Source organism: Rheinheimera sp. WS51 (assembly GCF_050936095.1).
In the GTDB taxonomy this organism is placed as follows: domain Bacteria; phylum Pseudomonadota; class Gammaproteobacteria; order Enterobacterales; family Alteromonadaceae; genus Alishewanella.
Genome location: NZ_JBOTRC010000010.1, coordinates 1 through 14,957, shown reverse-complemented (window position 1 = coordinate 14,957; position 14,957 = coordinate 1). Strand labels below are relative to the sequence as shown.

16 protein-coding genes are annotated in these 14,957 nt (G+C 40.2%); 5 read left to right on the top strand and 11 right to left on the bottom strand.

Annotated features, from left to right (window positions below):
• Positions 1-23: 23 nt before the first annotated feature.
• From ACRCA4_RS11495 to ACRCA4_RS11485, 3 genes are all read right to left on the bottom strand, one after another.
• Positions 24-158, bottom strand: a complete 135-nt coding sequence (locus ACRCA4_RS11495; protein WP_433188550.1) for a DUF3149 domain-containing protein — start codon at positions 156-158, stop codon at positions 24-26.
• A gap of 98 nt (positions 159-256) precedes the next feature.
• Complete coding sequence (locus ACRCA4_RS11490) at positions 257-748, bottom strand: TIGR02444 family protein (protein WP_433188547.1); 492 nt, start codon at positions 746-748, stop codon at positions 257-259.
• Positions 741-2,648, bottom strand: coding sequence for an ABC transporter ATP-binding protein (locus tag ACRCA4_RS11485; protein WP_433188544.1), 1,908 nt, complete (start codon positions 2,646-2,648; stop codon positions 741-743). Before ACRCA4_RS11485 ends, ACRCA4_RS11490 begins: the two co-directional genes overlap by 8 nt.
• Before the next feature lie 114 nt (positions 2,649-2,762).
• Between ACRCA4_RS11485 and ACRCA4_RS11480 the strand changes: the two genes are divergently transcribed.
• On the top strand, positions 2,763-2,969 hold the full coding sequence (locus ACRCA4_RS11480; RefSeq protein WP_433188541.1) for a YheV family putative zinc ribbon protein: 207 nt from the start codon (positions 2,763-2,765) through the stop codon (positions 2,967-2,969).
• A 45-nt stretch (positions 2,970-3,014) separates the two neighbouring features.
• Here ACRCA4_RS11480 and ACRCA4_RS11475 read toward each other — a convergent pair whose 3' ends face one another.
• Positions 3,015-3,242 carry a SlyX family protein gene (locus tag ACRCA4_RS11475; protein ID WP_433188538.1) on the bottom strand — a complete coding sequence of 76 codons (228 nt, stop codon included), beginning with the start codon at positions 3,240-3,242 and terminating at the stop codon, positions 3,015-3,017.
• Entirely contained in the window at positions 3,229-4,209 is a 981-nt protein-coding gene (locus tag ACRCA4_RS11470; protein ID WP_433188536.1) for a WD40 repeat domain-containing protein, read from the bottom strand. Before ACRCA4_RS11470 ends, ACRCA4_RS11475 begins: the two co-directional genes overlap by 14 nt.
• A gap of 104 nt (positions 4,210-4,313) precedes the next feature.
• On the opposite strand from ACRCA4_RS11470, the gene ACRCA4_RS11465 reads away from it, so the two are divergent.
• Positions 4,314-5,048, top strand: coding sequence for an FKBP-type peptidyl-prolyl cis-trans isomerase (locus tag ACRCA4_RS11465; protein WP_433188533.1), 735 nt, complete (start codon positions 4,314-4,316; stop codon positions 5,046-5,048).
• Positions 5,049-5,096: 48 nt separating this feature from the next.
• On the opposite strand, the gene rsd is transcribed toward ACRCA4_RS11465, so the two are convergent.
• Positions 5,097-5,582 carry a sigma D regulator gene (rsd, locus tag ACRCA4_RS11460; RefSeq protein WP_433188530.1) on the bottom strand — a complete coding sequence of 162 codons (486 nt, stop codon included), beginning with the start codon at positions 5,580-5,582 and terminating at the stop codon, positions 5,097-5,099.
• A gap of 143 nt (positions 5,583-5,725) precedes the next feature.
• Between rsd and nudC the strand changes: the two genes are divergently transcribed.
• Both nudC and hemE read left to right on the top strand, forming a co-directional pair.
• Complete coding sequence (nudC, locus tag ACRCA4_RS11455) at positions 5,726-6,523, top strand: NAD(+) diphosphatase (protein WP_433188527.1); 798 nt, start codon at positions 5,726-5,728, stop codon at positions 6,521-6,523.
• 247 nt (positions 6,524-6,770) lie between these two features.
• Entirely contained in the window at positions 6,771-7,841 is a 1,071-nt protein-coding gene (hemE, locus tag ACRCA4_RS11450; RefSeq protein ID WP_433188524.1) for a uroporphyrinogen decarboxylase, read from the top strand.
• Between the two features lie 55 nt (positions 7,842-7,896).
• Here hemE and ACRCA4_RS11445 read toward each other — a convergent pair whose 3' ends face one another.
• From ACRCA4_RS11445 to ACRCA4_RS11435, 3 genes are all read right to left on the bottom strand, one after another.
• Positions 7,897-9,243 (bottom strand): energy transducer TonB, encoded by a 1,347-nt coding sequence (locus ACRCA4_RS11445; RefSeq protein WP_433188521.1) that lies wholly within the window; start codon positions 9,241-9,243, stop codon positions 7,897-7,899.
• Positions 9,244-9,371: 128 nt separating this feature from the next.
• Positions 9,372-10,790 (bottom strand): Si-specific NAD(P)(+) transhydrogenase, encoded by a 1,419-nt coding sequence (gene sthA / locus ACRCA4_RS11440; RefSeq protein WP_433188517.1) that lies wholly within the window; start codon positions 10,788-10,790, stop codon positions 9,372-9,374.
• 202 nt (positions 10,791-10,992) lie between these two features.
• Positions 10,993-12,111 carry an acyl-CoA desaturase gene (locus tag ACRCA4_RS11435; RefSeq protein ID WP_433188514.1) on the bottom strand — a complete coding sequence of 373 codons (1,119 nt, stop codon included), beginning with the start codon at positions 12,109-12,111 and terminating at the stop codon, positions 10,993-10,995.
• 99 nt (positions 12,112-12,210) lie between these two features.
• On the opposite strand from ACRCA4_RS11435, the gene fabR reads away from it, so the two are divergent.
• Positions 12,211-12,819, top strand: a complete 609-nt coding sequence (gene fabR / locus ACRCA4_RS11430) for an HTH-type transcriptional repressor FabR (RefSeq protein WP_433188511.1) — start codon at positions 12,211-12,213, stop codon at positions 12,817-12,819.
• On the opposite strand, the gene trmA is transcribed toward fabR, so the two are convergent.
• A complete protein-coding gene (gene trmA, locus ACRCA4_RS11425) occupies positions 12,816-13,904 on the bottom strand; it encodes a tRNA (uridine(54)-C5)-methyltransferase TrmA (protein ID WP_433188508.1) in 1,089 nt (362 codons plus the stop codon). The genes fabR and trmA overlap by 4 nt on opposite strands.
• Positions 13,905-14,057: 153 nt before the next feature.
• The gene (locus tag ACRCA4_RS11420; protein ID WP_433188505.1) at positions 14,058-14,543 is read right to left on the bottom strand and encodes an RNA recognition motif domain-containing protein; all 486 of its coding nucleotides are present in this window, start codon (positions 14,541-14,543) and stop codon (positions 14,058-14,060) included.
• Positions 14,544-14,957: the final 414 nt, after the last annotated feature.

Here is a 14,957-nt window from a genome sequence, read left to right as displayed (position 1 = left end):
TTTACTGTGGCGAAATAGTTAGCCTAGCTTTCTTTAGCCGTATTGATTTTATAAATGAAATAGACTGCAAAAAATGTACATATACCAAGTAATATCCCTAAGCCAGTAAAAGATGCAAAAATAATTGGATCATTAAAGTATAAATGCCATAGGTCCATAGCAACTCCCCCTTATATAGCATGTTAATATCAACACCATAACGGATTAATCAGTCACTACATTTGATGTAGATCAAGTAAGAGCATTATGTAGCGGGTTATTGCGTTAAAGCTTGGCGTAATTGTGCTATTTGTTGCTGATAACTAACCGTTACAGGTTGTTGCAGTTGCGCTAGATATAATTCAAGCAAGGGAGCTGACGAGGCGTTTTCGACTATAGAATTAGGTGACCCAACAAGTGCTTGTATTAATAACTGCTGCTCTTGTTGCTCGGCAACTAACTCTGCCTTAAGGAGTTGTTGCTTAAAGTGTTGCTGTTGCTGTTTGGTAAGGCAGGCTATTACCGAGGCGCGCCGACGTAAGGAACGCAGACGCTGGGTAATCGCTTTATTAAAGCTGCTAAGGGTTTTATCAAGACTGGCAAGGGTTTGCTTGCTGATGGCTAATTGCTGCTGCTCTAAGTAGCACAGCAGCAGAAGCAAATTAACATTGGCATTGAGTTGGTCTTGCCAAGCTAAGCAGATAGGCTTTACTTGGCTATAATAATCTAAACTAAAGTGCCAGAAATCAGCCGCTTTTAGCTTAGTCATGTTGCTGCCAGAAATCATCGCTTTGTTGTTCAAGCTGCTCTTGAGCTTCAAACCACTCTGTTTCTATGTTAGCTAATTGGCTACTTGCATTGGCTTGCTTGTTTAATAAGGCGGTGAGATCTGCTTTACGCTCAGCGTTATAGATATCACTTTGTCCTAGTAACTGCTCAATCTCAGCAAGTTCTGTTGCCAATTTTTGCTGCTGCTTTTCTAGCTTATCAATTTTCTGCTTTAACGGTCGTAGTAAGTTGCGTAACTCGGCTTCTAAACGTTTTTGATCTTTACGTACTTGGTTGCTATTAGCTGGAGTGGTAACAGCAACATTCGCTTGGCTTTGTTTGGCGTCTTGCTGCAACCATTGATAATAATCATTAAGATCACCATCAAAAGGAGCAACTTTGCCATTAGCGACTAAGTAAAACTCATCGGTGCAGCTGCTTAATAAGTGTCTGTCATGCGAGACAATCACTGTAGCGCCAGTGAATTCTTGTAATGCCATAACAATAGCTTCACGCATATCTAAGTCTAAGTGGTTTGTTGGCTCATCGAGTAATAATAAATTAGGTCTTTGATACACAATAAGTGCCAGTACTAAACGGGCTTTTTCACCACCAGAGAAAGGCGCACAGGCTTCTAAGGCTTTATCACCATAAAAGCCGAAGCCGCCTAGGTAGTCACGTAATTTTTGTTCAGGTACTAAAGGATCTAAACGCACTAAGTGCTGTAGAGGAGAGTCTTGAGGTCTTAAGGTTTCAAGTTGGTGCTGAGCGAAATAGCCTAGGCTAACCCCATTAGCAAACCACACATCACCGCTTTGCGGCTGCATATTGCCAGATAACAACTTAATGAGGGTCGACTTACCCGCACCGTTTCTGCCCAATAAACCAATTCGGCTACCGGGTAATAATTGAAACTTAATTTGACTTAAAATAACCTTATCTGCATAGCCAGCTTGGACATTTTCCATTTTTAATAACGGGTTAGGCAATGATTTTGGTTCGCGAAAGCTAAAGCTAAATGGCGAATCAACATGAGCAGGAGCAAATAAGGTCATGCGCTCTAAGGCTTTAATTCTGCTTTGTGCTTGGCGAGCCTTGGTTGCTTGAGCTTTAAAGCGGTCAATAAACTTCTGTAAGTGTGCAACTTGCAGTTGTTGCTTTTCATAGTTCGCTTGTTGTTGGGCAAGTTGCTCAGCGCGTTGGCGCTCAAACTGGCTATAGTTACCTTTGTATAAGGTTAATGTTTGTCGCTCTATATGAACAATGTTATCGGTAACCGCATCGAGAAAATCGCGGTCATGACTAATCAGCAATAAGGTACCTTGATAATTAGTTAAATATTTTTCTAGCCAAAGTACCGCGTCTAAATCTAAGTGGTTGGTTGGCTCATCGAGCAGCATTAAATCAGCCCGTTGCATTAAGGCACGCGCTAAGTTTAAACGCATACGCCAGCCACCAGAGAATGATTTTACCGCCTTTTGCTGCATTTCCCCGTTAAAGCCTAAGCCATCAAGTAATACTCCCGCCTTAGCTTCGGCTCGGTAACCATCTAAGGCTTCTATCTGCAAATGAACTGCAGCTAAGTCGCTTTCATCACAGTCGGTACGCACTTTCATTAATAATGGATATAATTGCTCATCACCTTGTAAAACATAATCCATGGCACTGCATTCTGCCGCCGGAGTTTCTTGGGCTACAGTGGCAATATCCCAACTTACAGGTAAACTAACTTCACCGGCATCGGCGCTAATTTTACTTTGTAGTAATGCAAATAAACTGGACTTGCCGCAGCCATTAGCGCCGACAATACCCACCTTTTGTCCGGGAAATACGGTAAGATCGGCATGTTGAAATAAGCATTGAATACCGCGACGTAGCTCGACCTGTTGTAGCTGGATCATGTTTTTTCCTGAGCAACTGAATTTGGCTGCTAATTTACCCCTATAACAGTAACAAACCAAGTGTAAAGGTGTAAAATAGCTAGCCTAGTTACGAGTAATAAATTGAGAATTATTATGACTACACGTAAAAAGAAACGTTTTATTGCGGGGGCGACCTGCCCTGAGTGCCATAAGCAAGACACCATGATGTTGTTTTTAGAAAATAATGTTGAAAAAGTAGAGTGTGTTGATTGCGGTTACCAAATGGTACAACCGCAAGAGCAAGTGACTAAAGCTAGCCGAAAGTCAGAGCAGCTGATTGGTGTATTTAAGCCAGAGTAACAATGTAAGCAAGCGTCACTCAGTGGCTTATCGCTCTTTAAGCTATTAGTAATGCGGTGGAAGCGGCTCTTCTTCTGGTCGCAATATGCCCATATCATCGGGGATTTGTTGCATTTTTTCAGCTAACAACTTTATTTGCAGCTGTAGTTTTTCTATACGTTTATGATGCTCTAGTATCTCATTGTTTAAGCTTTGCACTGTATCTTCTTGAAAGGCTAACTTACTTTCAAGCTCGATAATATGCAGATGTAACTCTTCATTAGTTTGACTCATTTTTTATTTCCCACACTTCTGCTATGCCACTAGAGCTTTCGCTAATAAGTTGATTATGACTGATAAACGCCACCGCATGCACCACTGCACTGGCTGGGCGACTATTAGGCTTTACTGATACTTGCCATTGTTGCAGTTCTTGTCCTGTTTGCACATCCCATAGCGCTAACTTTCTGCTTGGTGCACCGGTAGCAATAAAGCGGCCGTCAGGGCTAAAACGTACGGCACTAAAAATTTGTTGGCGAGCCGAGAACTGCAAGCGGCTGATTTGTTCGCCTGTTTGGATATCCCAAATTTGAGCTAAATCTTTACTGTCTGCGGTGAAGGCATAACGACCAGTTGGGTCAAGCGCGACTTTAGTCACTCGGCTAGGATGGCTAAAAGTATGAATAATTTGCGCGCTCTTGGTATCCCATAAATAGGCTTTATAGTCATTCCCCCCCGTTAAGGCGTAGCGGCCATTAGGTGACATGGCAATACTATTTATACGCTCCGTATGGCCAAGAAACTCTAAACGCCGGCCTGTAGCAAGTGTAATATGTTGCACACCGCCATTACTTTTACCTATAAGTAAATGATCGCCATTATTTGATACAGCAACATCACGCACTGTAGCCGCATCAAGCTGCCAAAAACCTCTATTTTTACCGTCGTTAACTTGCCACAGAGCAAAGGTATGTTGGTCAGCCGTTAAAACAACACTATTATCATGACTAATGGCCATGCTAAAAACGTAGTTATCGGTATCCGCTTTATGCTGCCATTGGTATAGTAGGGCATTATTATTTAGATCCCAAAATGCAATACCATCTGTAATTGAGGAAACGACGGCATATTGCGCATCGTCAGATATTGCAGCCGCATAACTACCATTGGCAACATGCAAAAACTGTTGCGAAGGTGCTGGCTGCAGCAATTTTTCACAGCCACTTAGTATAAGTAGAAGAAAAAGTAGCGGATATTTCATTTGGGGTGTTAACCTCATCAATACAAACAGTTAGTATAGAGCAGTTCATTGGACACTATTAAAACATACTTTTGCAGCTTTGCTGCGTAAATCTGGAGAACCAAATGCGCTTAGTTACCAAATTGTCGTTGGTCGCCGTTACTATAATGACCCTTGCGGCTTGCCAAAAAGAAGCAGAACAAAAAACAGTACAATTAGATACTGAACAAGCCAAACAATCATACAGCTTAGGTGTGTCTGCCGGCCGTTATTTAGGCGTGGCTCAAGAAGAGTACGCTAAAATTGATATTACTTTAGATCAAGAGTTAGTTCTACGCGGCGTACAAGATGCGATTGCCGGTAAGGTTGAATTAACTGATGAGCAATTGAAAAGTGTAATGGAAGGTTTAGACCAGCAGTATCAACAAAAACAAATAGCTTTAGTAGAAGCCGAAGCGGCTAAAAATATTGAAGCGGGCAAGGCTTATTTAGCTGAAAACGCAGCTAAAGAAGGCGTTATGGTGACAGAGTCAGGCTTACAATACGAAGTCTTAGAGCAAGGCGACGGTGAGAAACCTACTGCAACTGATATGGTAAAAGTGCATTATTTAGGTACCTTAACTGACGGCACTAAGTTTGATAGTTCATACGATCGTGGCCAGCCAGCTCAGTTCCCGTTAAATCAAGTGATTTCAGGTTGGACTGAAGGGGTACAGTTAATGAGTGTAGGCTCTAAATACAAGTTTACCATTCCATCTGAATTAGCTTATGGTGCTCAAGATAAAGGTATTATTAAGCCAAACAGTGTTTTAGTTTTCGAGGTTGAATTATTAGAAGTTGTTAAGCCAAGCGAAAAGTAAAAAAGTAATAGAATAAAAAAAAGCGGCATAGCCGCTTTTTTTTATTCGTTAAACCGAAACCGAGTTATCTGTTTGAGTTAGGTACAAGGTATTAATTAGTTCATCCTCATAACCAAACCGTTCTTCTAAAGCCTGACCAAGCTTGGATAATTCTATGTCGAAAGGCCCACTCTGACGAGTGCTAAGGTGATCAGCATACTTATCATTAAATTGTAACGCTAAGTCTGTTGAGACAGATATTTTCGGGTACAGCTTTTCAGCTAATTGTCTGCAATTGTTATCTTTAGTGTCAGACTCAGTAATGATACGCTCGTATACTTCAAAGTGACCGGCGGATAGATAATCTAACAATAGCTGGCAAAACTCTTGAACCCGCTGTTGTGTTGGTAAGGTACTACGGTCATTTTCAAATGGCGGTAAAGAGGCTAATTTACAATAACTAACAATAACTTGTTGGCGTTCTTCTAGCCAGTTATCAATAGCTGATAGAGAGCCGCCCCATTTTTGTTGCGCTTTTTGCACACGGGTGTACATTGCCTTCTCCTTAATTACAGCGATGGGCTGTAGTAGAATCTACTTAACGTAATTTTTTACTAAAAATCAACATATATTTCATTGGTCTGCTCTGTTAACCGGATTATGATGATACCAAGACAGAGTACCCTAGAGGTTAAACAATGATCAAACATAGTATGGTGTTAGCGGCAAATAAAACCGCTTATTGGCTAATTGTCAATAAAGGTAAGATTAAACTAACGGCAGAAGGAGAGCTACCTTATGGTGCTTTTAATCAGCTTGATTTAGTCAATGAACCAGAGCAAGTCTGTTTACTGGGAAATTTAGCCGGTGAAGAATGCTATTTAATCATAGATCATGATCAGGTTACGGATGAGCTGAACTTAGTGACACCGCGCGAGCTATTAGTCCAAGGCGAAGAAATATTTGCATTAGCAGCAAGAGCAACACAAGTTGCACTTTTTATACAAACGCATCGTTTTTGTGGCCAATGCGGAAGTGCAATGCATTTAGTCAACTGGGAGCTTGCGGCTTTGTGTCATAAATGTGGCCATCGTTGCTACCCTCGCATTGCTCCTTGTGTGTTAGTTGCTATACAGCGCGAAGGACAAATACTGCTTGCTCGCTCAAGTCGGCATAAACCTGGCTTTTTTTCAATTTTAGCAGGTTTTGTTGAATCGGCAGAAACCTTAGAAAATGCTGCCAAGCGTGAAGTAAAAGAAGAGGTGGGTATTGAAATAACTAATTTACGCTATGTAGGCAGCCAACCTTGGCCTTTTCCCCATTCGCTGATGGCGGGATTTATTGCCGATTATGTTAGCGGTGAGATTGTTTGTCAGCCTGAAGAGATAGAAGAAGCGCATTGGTATGACATTGATAAACTACCACAAGTACCGCCGATAGAAACCTTGTCTGGTTTAATCATTAGACAAATTCAGCAAGCAAAGTACAGTAAATAATAGACAATAAAAAAGCCACAAAAGTGGCTTAACGAAATTTATTGCTAGGACTCGTTTAAACGAGCTTCTTAGTTGTTTTTCTTTACTAGCGCAACAAAGTTATACCAGATTTAACTTTTTAAGACAAGTCTTTTACGGGGCCATGTAAATTTAAAAGTTAACATCATAGCAATTACCACCTAGGCATGGCTGCTTTGGCTTTGGAGTGGTAAAATAGCCACAACTATTTGTTAATGGCGGAGCCAAGATGCAATTAAAAAATGATCGTTACCTTAAAGCCTTATTAAAACAGCCGGTTGATAAAACACCTGTATGGATGATGCGTCAAGCTGGTCGTTACTTACCTGAGTATCGTGCTACTCGAGCTCAGGCTGGTGATTTTATGTCATTATGCCGTAATGCCGAGCTAGCTTGTGAGGTTACATTGCAGCCGTTGCGTCGTTATGCATTAGATGCGGCTATTTTATTTAGTGATATTTTAACTATCCCTGATGCTATGGGCTTAGGACTTTACTTTAGTGAGGGTGAAGGTCCTAAATTTGAACGGCCCCTTCGTACAGCAGCAGATATAGCGAAGTTACCTATTCCTGATCCAGAGCAAGAGCTGCAGTATGTTATGAATGCGGTTCGCACAATTCGCCGTGAGTTAAAGGGCAGTGTGCCTTTAATTGGTTTCTCTGGTAGCCCTTGGACTTTGGCAACTTATATGGTTGAAGGGGGCAGTAGTAAAACTTTCCCTACCATCAAAAAAATGATGTTTACAGATCCCCAAGCCTTACATTTGTTGTTAGATAAGCTAGCAGATAGTGTTATCATTTACTTAAATGCACAAATCAGTGCTGGCGCTCAGTCATTGATGATTTTTGATACTTGGGGCGGAGTGCTAACGCCAAGAGATTATCAAGAGTTTTCATTACATTATATGCAAAAAATTCTTGATGGTTTGACTCGCGAAGCCGATGGCAGAAAGGTGTCTGTAACGTTATTTACTAAAAATGGCGGCTTGTGGCTAGAGACAATCGCTAATACAGGTTGTGATGGTGTAGGTTTAGATTGGACCATAAACATTGGGGATGCTCGCCAGCGTATTGGTGATAAAGTTGCCTTACAAGGTAATATGGACCCTTCAATATTATTAGGTTCACCAGAGCGTATTCGTGCTGAAGTGAAAACTATTCTAGAAAGTTTTGGTACCGGACCAGGCCACGTATTTAACCTTGGTCATGGTATAACACCTGATGTTAATCCTGATAATGTAACAGTATTTATAGATGCCGTGCATGAGTTTAGCGCAGCAATGCAGACAGATACTAAATAAAGCCAGCAAAAAAGCCGCTTTTATACAGCGGCTTTTTTATCTTGTTCTGTTTTACTTATTCAGAATAATCTAATAATAAAGTTTCAAAACTATCATAAGCCCAATTGCGCTGCTTAGCTTCGGCTAATGCTTGCTTTAACATTGATAAACCACGACCTTTTTGTCCCAGCTCAATAAAAGCCACGCCAATAGCTGCTAATAACTTAGGGTTATTTGAATCTATAGCTCTACCTTGTTCAGCTAAACGGATAGCTTTTTGCGGATCGCGTATAACCGGATCACTCGACATGGCTAACAGCTCTGCATAATCAGTAATGGCTGGCATGTACTCTTTTAACGCTGCAATCTCTAAATAAGAGGCCGCTTTGCGAGGGTTAAAATTAGCATTATTCCGATCGAGTAGCTCTTGTGCCAAGAGGTAGGCAGATCGTTCATCACCACCGTCAGCTGATATATGCAGCCAGTTTATCGCTTTATTACGATCTAGCTTACAACCGTTTCCTGAAATTAAACATTGCGCTAAACGATATTGTGCAGACTTAGAGCCATTGACCGCGGCTTTAATGTACCAACTTAATGGTTCAGGGTCTGTAACAATATTATTCTCAGCTAAAATACCGTATAGATACTGATATCGAGCAGATTCCGCATTAGCTGCTGCTAAAATCGCATCAATATATTCATTGCTTTCACGTTGATATTTACGAGCTTTAGCTCCGCTTGAGTTTTCAAGTTTAAATACTTGAGATTGCATCTCTAAGCGAATTGGGTCGCCAAAGATGTCTTTAGGTGATTCAAAGCGCCATTGTTTCATAGCATCAATAACATATTGATTAATACTGTCTATTGGAAAAGCAGCTGCGACCTTAATATTTTCTACCTTACCATCTTCAGCGATATCATAATGCACAACAGCCCAAGCATTAACACCAATCCGGTTAAAGTAAGATGGATAGTCTGGCTCAGGCTTAGTTATTGAGCGTAATCTATGCTCTGCAGGAACAAAGCGGTTGGGTACAGGGTAGAGATTATCAAATAAGGCTTGTTCACCGTATTTATCATTTAACTCGTTATAAACATTTTTGCCTTCTAGTCGTGATTCCAACTGAGTGCGTAATTTGCGATAAGCCTTATCAGCTTCTGGATGATCTCTGTCTTTAGCTATTAGTGTCCATGCATAAGCAAGCTTAAGATCAGGATCAACACCTAAGCCTTCCGCATACATACGTGATAATAAATACTGCGCTTCTACATGGCCAAGCTCGGCTAAAGTTTCCATTTGAGGTTTAGCTAAAGCGTATTCAGCTTGATCAAATAATGCCTTGGCAGTTGGAAAATCGGCTAGCCCTGGTAGTGAATAGGTTAGCCATAAGAATGCCAGACTATACCGAAGTTTCATCATATTTAGCCCCAAGTTACTTTTATATAATTATTATGAATTTGAGTTTACAACGATTTATCAGTCAAAACAAAATTAAATATTTATTCTAACAATAGCTAAAATTATAATTAATAAACAGCAGTTTAATATTAAAATAAACGATTGAAACCATTTAAAGCTGCAACCCGATATGCTTCCGCCATGGTTGGGTAATTAAATGTCGTTTGAATAAAGTATTCTAAGGTATTACCACCATTCTTTTGCATCATGATAGCTTGCCCTATGTGAACAATTTCTGCCGCTCTTTCGCCAAAACAATGAACGCCAAGTATTTCAAGGGTTTCGCGATGAAATAATATTTTTAAACTACCAACATTGGTATTGGCAATTTGGGCTCGTGCTAAATGTTTAAATTGGGCTCGGCCGACTTCATAAGGAACGCGAGCAGAAGTTAACTCTTGCTCGGTTTTACCAACAGAGCTCATTTCTGGAATGGTATAGATACCAACCGGTAAATCATCTATTAAGTGCTCGTCACATTGGCCATTATTAATAATGGCTGCTCCAGCGATTCGGCCTTGATCATAAGCTGCACTGGCTAAGCTCGGATGGCCAATAATATCCCCGACAGCATAGACATTTTCAATACTGGTTTGATAACGATTATTAACTTTAACTTGGCCTCGGCTATCAACGGCTAACCCAATTGCTGCTAGGTTTAAGCTATCAGTATTACCGGTTCGACCATTTGCGAACAATATACAATCAGCTTTCATTTTTTTACCCGATTGTAAATGAAGCACTATGCCATCTTCTCGGCCTTCAATATGAGAAAACTCTTCACCGTGACGAATAGTAATACCTGAATTCCAAAAGTGATAACTAAGCGCATCAGAGATCTCGGCATCCATAAAAGAAAGTAGCCGATCTCGCGTATTCACTAAGTCAACTCTTACGCCTAAACCTCTAAAAATAGAGGCATACTCACAACCAATAACACCGGCACCAAAAATGATGACATGCTTAGGCTCATGCTCTAATGATAAAATGGTATCGCTGTCATAAATGCGCGGATGACTAAAATCAATTTGTGGTGGGCGATAAGGTCTAGAGCCGGTAGCAATGATTATATTAGCAGCGGTTATTTGAAATGAACTGCCTTTGTTAGGGACAATTTTTAGTGTGTTGGCATCAATAAAGCTGGCATCACCTTGAAATAATTTAACATCGTTTCTTTCATAAAAACTACTACGAAGCCGGACTTGTTTACTTATAACACCCGCTGCATGTTTTAAAATATGGGAGAAAGTCATACGGCTGGCTTGATCTTCTAATTGAAATAAAGGGTTTTCTTTATATTCAATATAACGGCTTACAGAATGCCGTAATGCTTTTGAAGGAATTGTGCCCCAATGCGTGCAACCACCGCCTACAGAGTCATACCGTTCAATGACAGCTACCCGTTGACCGCTTTTAGCCAAGTTCATTGCTGTACCTTCACCACCAGGGCCAGTGCCTATAATAATGCTATCAAAATCAAATGAAGGGGGACTTTTCTTCGTTGCCATACATCAGCATCCTTTTCAAATAGATGTCTTTGATAATAACAGCAATTAGAGACAAAAAAAGAGGGAGCAGGGCTTAATGCTGCAATCTTAGACTAAAGTAAATAAAAATTAATGGTTTCTATTACACTTTAAAACTAAGCGTAGCTTTAAAGTGTAATAGAAACGGTAATAAAGAGAATTAACGCCTTATTACCGTTTTTGTTTAGCTATAGTGAGCAGCCAGTTGCGCCCATTGCTGTCTTTGCATGTACAGATGCTGCTTAAATTCGCTATAACGTTGTTTAAACTCATATTGACAGTAGTGCTCAACTAACTGTTTCTTTTTACGTTGAAGTAGTTCTTTTTTAATCTGGTAATAATCTTGAAGTCGACTAATTAGCAAATTATATTCGTGCTCTAAGGTTTGCAGTACCCGTTCTGCATCGGGTAAATGCTTAACTTTTTGTTGTAAACGAATTAATTGCATTTGCAGTTTAGCCTGTTCAATCCGCTCAGGAGGGCAGACACGTAATTTACTGGTTAATCCAAGCCACGAAGCGGCTTTAATAAACCACTTAGTGGGGTCAAAGTGGTACCATTTAATGCCATTACGGTAATCATATTCAAAAATATGGTGAAAATTATGGTAACCCTCACCATAAGTTAAAAAAGCTAAAACAGGATTATCCCGAGCTGAGTTTTTATCCGTATAGGGTTGTTTGCCCCATATATGAGCCAATGAATTAATAAAAAATGTAAAGTGATGGCTTAAGACTAAGCGTAAAACGCCAGCAAGTAATAACATACCTAGCACATTGCCAGTGAATACACCTAGCAATGCAGGAATACCGACATTAGTAATAATCGCTAGACTAACGTAATACTTGTGTTGCCACATAACGATGCGATTTTTTTGTAAATCTTTAACATTACTGTAATCGTAATAACTGTCACCTTGATAATCTCTTAGCATCCATCCGATGTGGCTATACCAAAAGCCTCGGCCTGCAGAATAAGGATCTTTATCATTATTATCGACATGACGATGGTGAACGCGGTGATCAGATGACCAATGTAACGCGCTATTTTGTAGTGCAAAAGCACCGCCGATTGCATAAAGTACTTGTAAAATAGAATGAGCTTCGTAAGTTTTGTGTGCCCATAGTCGGTGATAACCGGCAGTAATTGACATACCGCAGTAGCCAAGACACAGTATGGCTATAAAAATTTCTGTGCCAGTAAAGCCATAGGTTAGGGCATACCAAGGTACAGCGATTGCTGCTACCAAAGAAGACAAGGTAAATAGGATAATATTAGTCCAAATTAGTGCTGGTTTTTTCATTAGGCCTTCATTCAGCTTACATGTGTACGCTCATTCTACTAGTCACAATGTAATGGTCAAGGTATATAATGACATTATGTAAAATATATAGGAGCTAAGGTGACTAGAGCACAGCAAAAAGAGCGTACAAGGCGAGCAATTATTGATGCCGCTTTTTCTCAATTAAGCGCAGATAAAAGCTTTGCTAGTTTAAGTTTGCGTGAAGTTGCACGCGAAGCGGGTATAGCGCCTACGTCTTTTTATCGGCATTTTGCCGATATGGATGAGCTAGGGCTTACTTTAGTCGATGAGGCAGGCTTAATGTTACGGCAGTTAATGCGTCAAGCACGACAGCGTATTGAAAAAAACGGTAGCGTTATTAGTACTTCTATTGAGACCTTTATGGAATTTGTCACCGGTAATAGTAATGTTTTCCGGCTATTACTTCGTGAACGTTCAGGAACTTCTGCTGCATTTAGAAGTGCCGTTGCTAGGGAAATCCAGCACTTTGTCGCTGAATTAGCAGAGTATCTACGTAAAGAAACGGTTTGCCCTGATGAATTAGCCAGGGCACAAGCTGAAGCTATGGTGACGCTAGTGTTTCATGCTGGCGCAGATGCTTTAGATGCTCCTGCTGATCAGTATCCCGTATTAACAAGCCGCACCATTACGCAATTACGCTGGTTGGCGCATGGTGCAGCGGGATATGGTAGAAAACACAAAGCCTAGCGTTTGCGTAACCAAACACCTGTTTCAATATGTGCAGTATAAGGAAACTGATCAAATACAGCGTAGCGCACTATGTCATGGCTTTGGCATAATGTGGTTAAATTGTGCGCTAATGTATTAGGGTTGCAGGAAATATAAATAATATCATTAAAGCCAGCGACTAAGTGTTCTGTTGCGGCATCTAAACCAGCACGAGGCGGATCCACTAAAACCGTATTTAGCTGTAAAGTGGATAAATCGAGCTTTTTAAGCATATTGCCCTGTTGCAACGCAGCAGAAACATCCTCTGCCGACATTTGGATTACTTTTAAATTCTTAACATTATTAAGCTCAATATTATATTCTGCAGACTTAATAGAGGTACGAGAGATCTCTGTCGCAATAACTTGATTAAAACTTGGTGCTAAAGCAATTGAAAAATTACCATTGCCGCAGTATAGCTCTAACAAGTCGTCTGATAACTGATCGGCCACTTGCTTGGCCCAAGTAAGCATTTGCACGTTAACCAAGCCATTAGGTTGAGTAAAGCTACTTTCAATTTGTTGGTAACGTAAAGATTTACCCATTAAATCGAATTGCTCGATAACAAAGTCATTTGAGACCATAAGTTTCTGTTTACGGGCACGGCCGATAAACTTAACATTATAATGTGGGGCCAGTTGCTCTGTTAATTGTTGCGCCTGCTCTAACCAAGTGTCATCAAGTGGTTTTTTATAAATTAACGAGACTAATAGCTCACCGGATAAAGTCGCTAAATAATCTATTTGGTATAATTTATAGCGTAACTCATGGTTAAACTGTAATTGTTTCAGTAAAACTGGCATAAAGTCAGCGATAGTACGACAAGCAACAGGGAAATAATCAATGCGAATTTTGGCTTTAGTTGCTGGATCAAACATCACATGATAAATGTCATCACCATCATGCCAAATTCGAAACTCAGCCCGTAATCGGTAATGTTCAGGTTCAGAGGTAAAGACCTGTGGGGCGGGTGGCGAAAACTCGGCAAGAAGTTGACTTACTTCAGCAACCTTTGCTTTTAGTTGGGTGGAATACTGTTCGGGAAAAACCTGACCTACGCTCATCTGGCAACTCTACTGCGAAAAAGACCATTTTAAGACAGACAGAAGTGAAGATCCAATCGGATTAGCATTTAGCCACAGAGGTAACAGATAAAGCACTATATAAAGAACAGTAAAATACCTCTTTATATAGTGCAGGAAAATTAAAGATATACTTTATTCTTGGTTGTCTTCGTTTTCTTGACGCTCTTTGGCTTCTCGTACTTTTAAAGTCCGCTCAAGGAAGTTGAAGTCATTTAATTTTGCAATCATCTTAGCACCATCTTTTTGCGCAACTTCAACAAACCCGAAACCACGACGACGACCTGTTTGACGATCTTTCATTAAACGAACATTAATAACGATACCATAACCTTGAAATAGATCACGTACAGCATCTTCATTAGCACGATAAGGTAAATTACCAACATATAATGTCGTAGTTTCACCAGTATAAGCTTGAGCAGCTGCTATATTCTTAGCTTGCTTAGGCGCAGATTTAACATCTACAAGTATTGGAACACAAATACCAGCAAGCAATACACCTATTACTACATAAACGGCTTGAGGTAATCCTAATGAAGGTAAAAAGTAAAACGTGGCGAATGATATAACAGCTAAAGCCAATGTAAATGGCAAAGAAGCACGAAAAATGGGCAACATAATAATAATCCTAAATACGCTATTCTAGTTATTGGAATGCTTTAATTAGTTAAAGCAGCTTTATCTTAGCGATTAAGCAGCAAACCGCAACTATTAACTTAACTAGAATAACAATGAATTTGCCGCATAAATGGACAAAAAGTCGTTTTAATAAGCAAACAAGCTGCAAAAACATTATTTTTTTAAATAACCGCTTGCGCATCAATTAAAAGGCTCTATAATGCGCGCCATGCCAACGGGGATACGCAGTAAGGTAGCTCGGAAGGGTTTAGAAAGTGAATCAAAATTCTTTTAAAAAGACGCTTGACACACCGGCTTAAATCTCTAAAATGGCGCCCTCGCTTCGAAGCTGGTTTAAACGGCTCGAAACGGGAAAATAAGTCAGGTGTGATAATGACTTTTACGCTAACCAGC

Bases quoted from the DNA above. Each gene is read 5' to 3' on its own strand.
- sthA (WP_433188517.1), bottom strand. From the start codon at position 10,790: ATGGCAACGAAGAAAAGTCCCCCTTCATTTGATTTTGATAGCATTATT.
- ACRCA4_RS11420 (WP_433188505.1), bottom strand. From the start codon at position 14,543: ATGTTGCCCATTTTTCGTGCTTCTTTGCCATTTACATTGGCTTTAGCT.
- ACRCA4_RS11485 (WP_433188544.1), bottom strand. From the start codon at position 2,648: ATGATCCAGCTACAACAGGTCGAGCTACGTCGCGGTATTCAATGCTTA.
- trmA (WP_433188508.1), bottom strand. From the start codon at position 13,904: ATGAGCGTAGGTCAGGTTTTTCCCGAACAGTATTCCACCCAACTAAAA.
- ACRCA4_RS11435 (WP_433188514.1), bottom strand. From the start codon at position 12,111: ATGAAAAAACCAGCACTAATTTGGACTAATATTATCCTATTTACCTTG.
- ACRCA4_RS11490 (WP_433188547.1), bottom strand. From the start codon at position 748: ATGACTAAGCTAAAAGCGGCTGATTTCTGGCACTTTAGTTTAGATTAT.
- ACRCA4_RS11495 (WP_433188550.1), bottom strand. From the start codon at position 158: ATGGACCTATGGCATTTATACTTTAATGATCCAATTATTTTTGCATCT.
- hemE (WP_433188524.1), top strand. From the start codon at position 6,771: ATGCAATTAAAAAATGATCGTTACCTTAAAGCCTTATTAAAACAGCCG.
- ACRCA4_RS11445 (WP_433188521.1), bottom strand. From the start codon at position 9,243: ATGATGAAACTTCGGTATAGTCTGGCATTCTTATGGCTAACCTATTCA.
- ACRCA4_RS11465 (WP_433188533.1), top strand. From the start codon at position 4,314: ATGCGCTTAGTTACCAAATTGTCGTTGGTCGCCGTTACTATAATGACC.
- ACRCA4_RS11475 (WP_433188538.1), bottom strand. From the start codon at position 3,242: ATGAGTCAAACTAATGAAGAGTTACATCTGCATATTATCGAGCTTGAA.
- ACRCA4_RS11480 (WP_433188541.1), top strand. From the start codon at position 2,763: ATGACTACACGTAAAAAGAAACGTTTTATTGCGGGGGCGACCTGCCCT.
- ACRCA4_RS11470 (WP_433188536.1), bottom strand. From the start codon at position 4,209: ATGAAATATCCGCTACTTTTTCTTCTACTTATACTAAGTGGCTGTGAA.
- rsd (WP_433188530.1), bottom strand. From the start codon at position 5,582: ATGTACACCCGTGTGCAAAAAGCGCAACAAAAATGGGGCGGCTCTCTA.
- nudC (WP_433188527.1), top strand. From the start codon at position 5,726: ATGATCAAACATAGTATGGTGTTAGCGGCAAATAAAACCGCTTATTGG.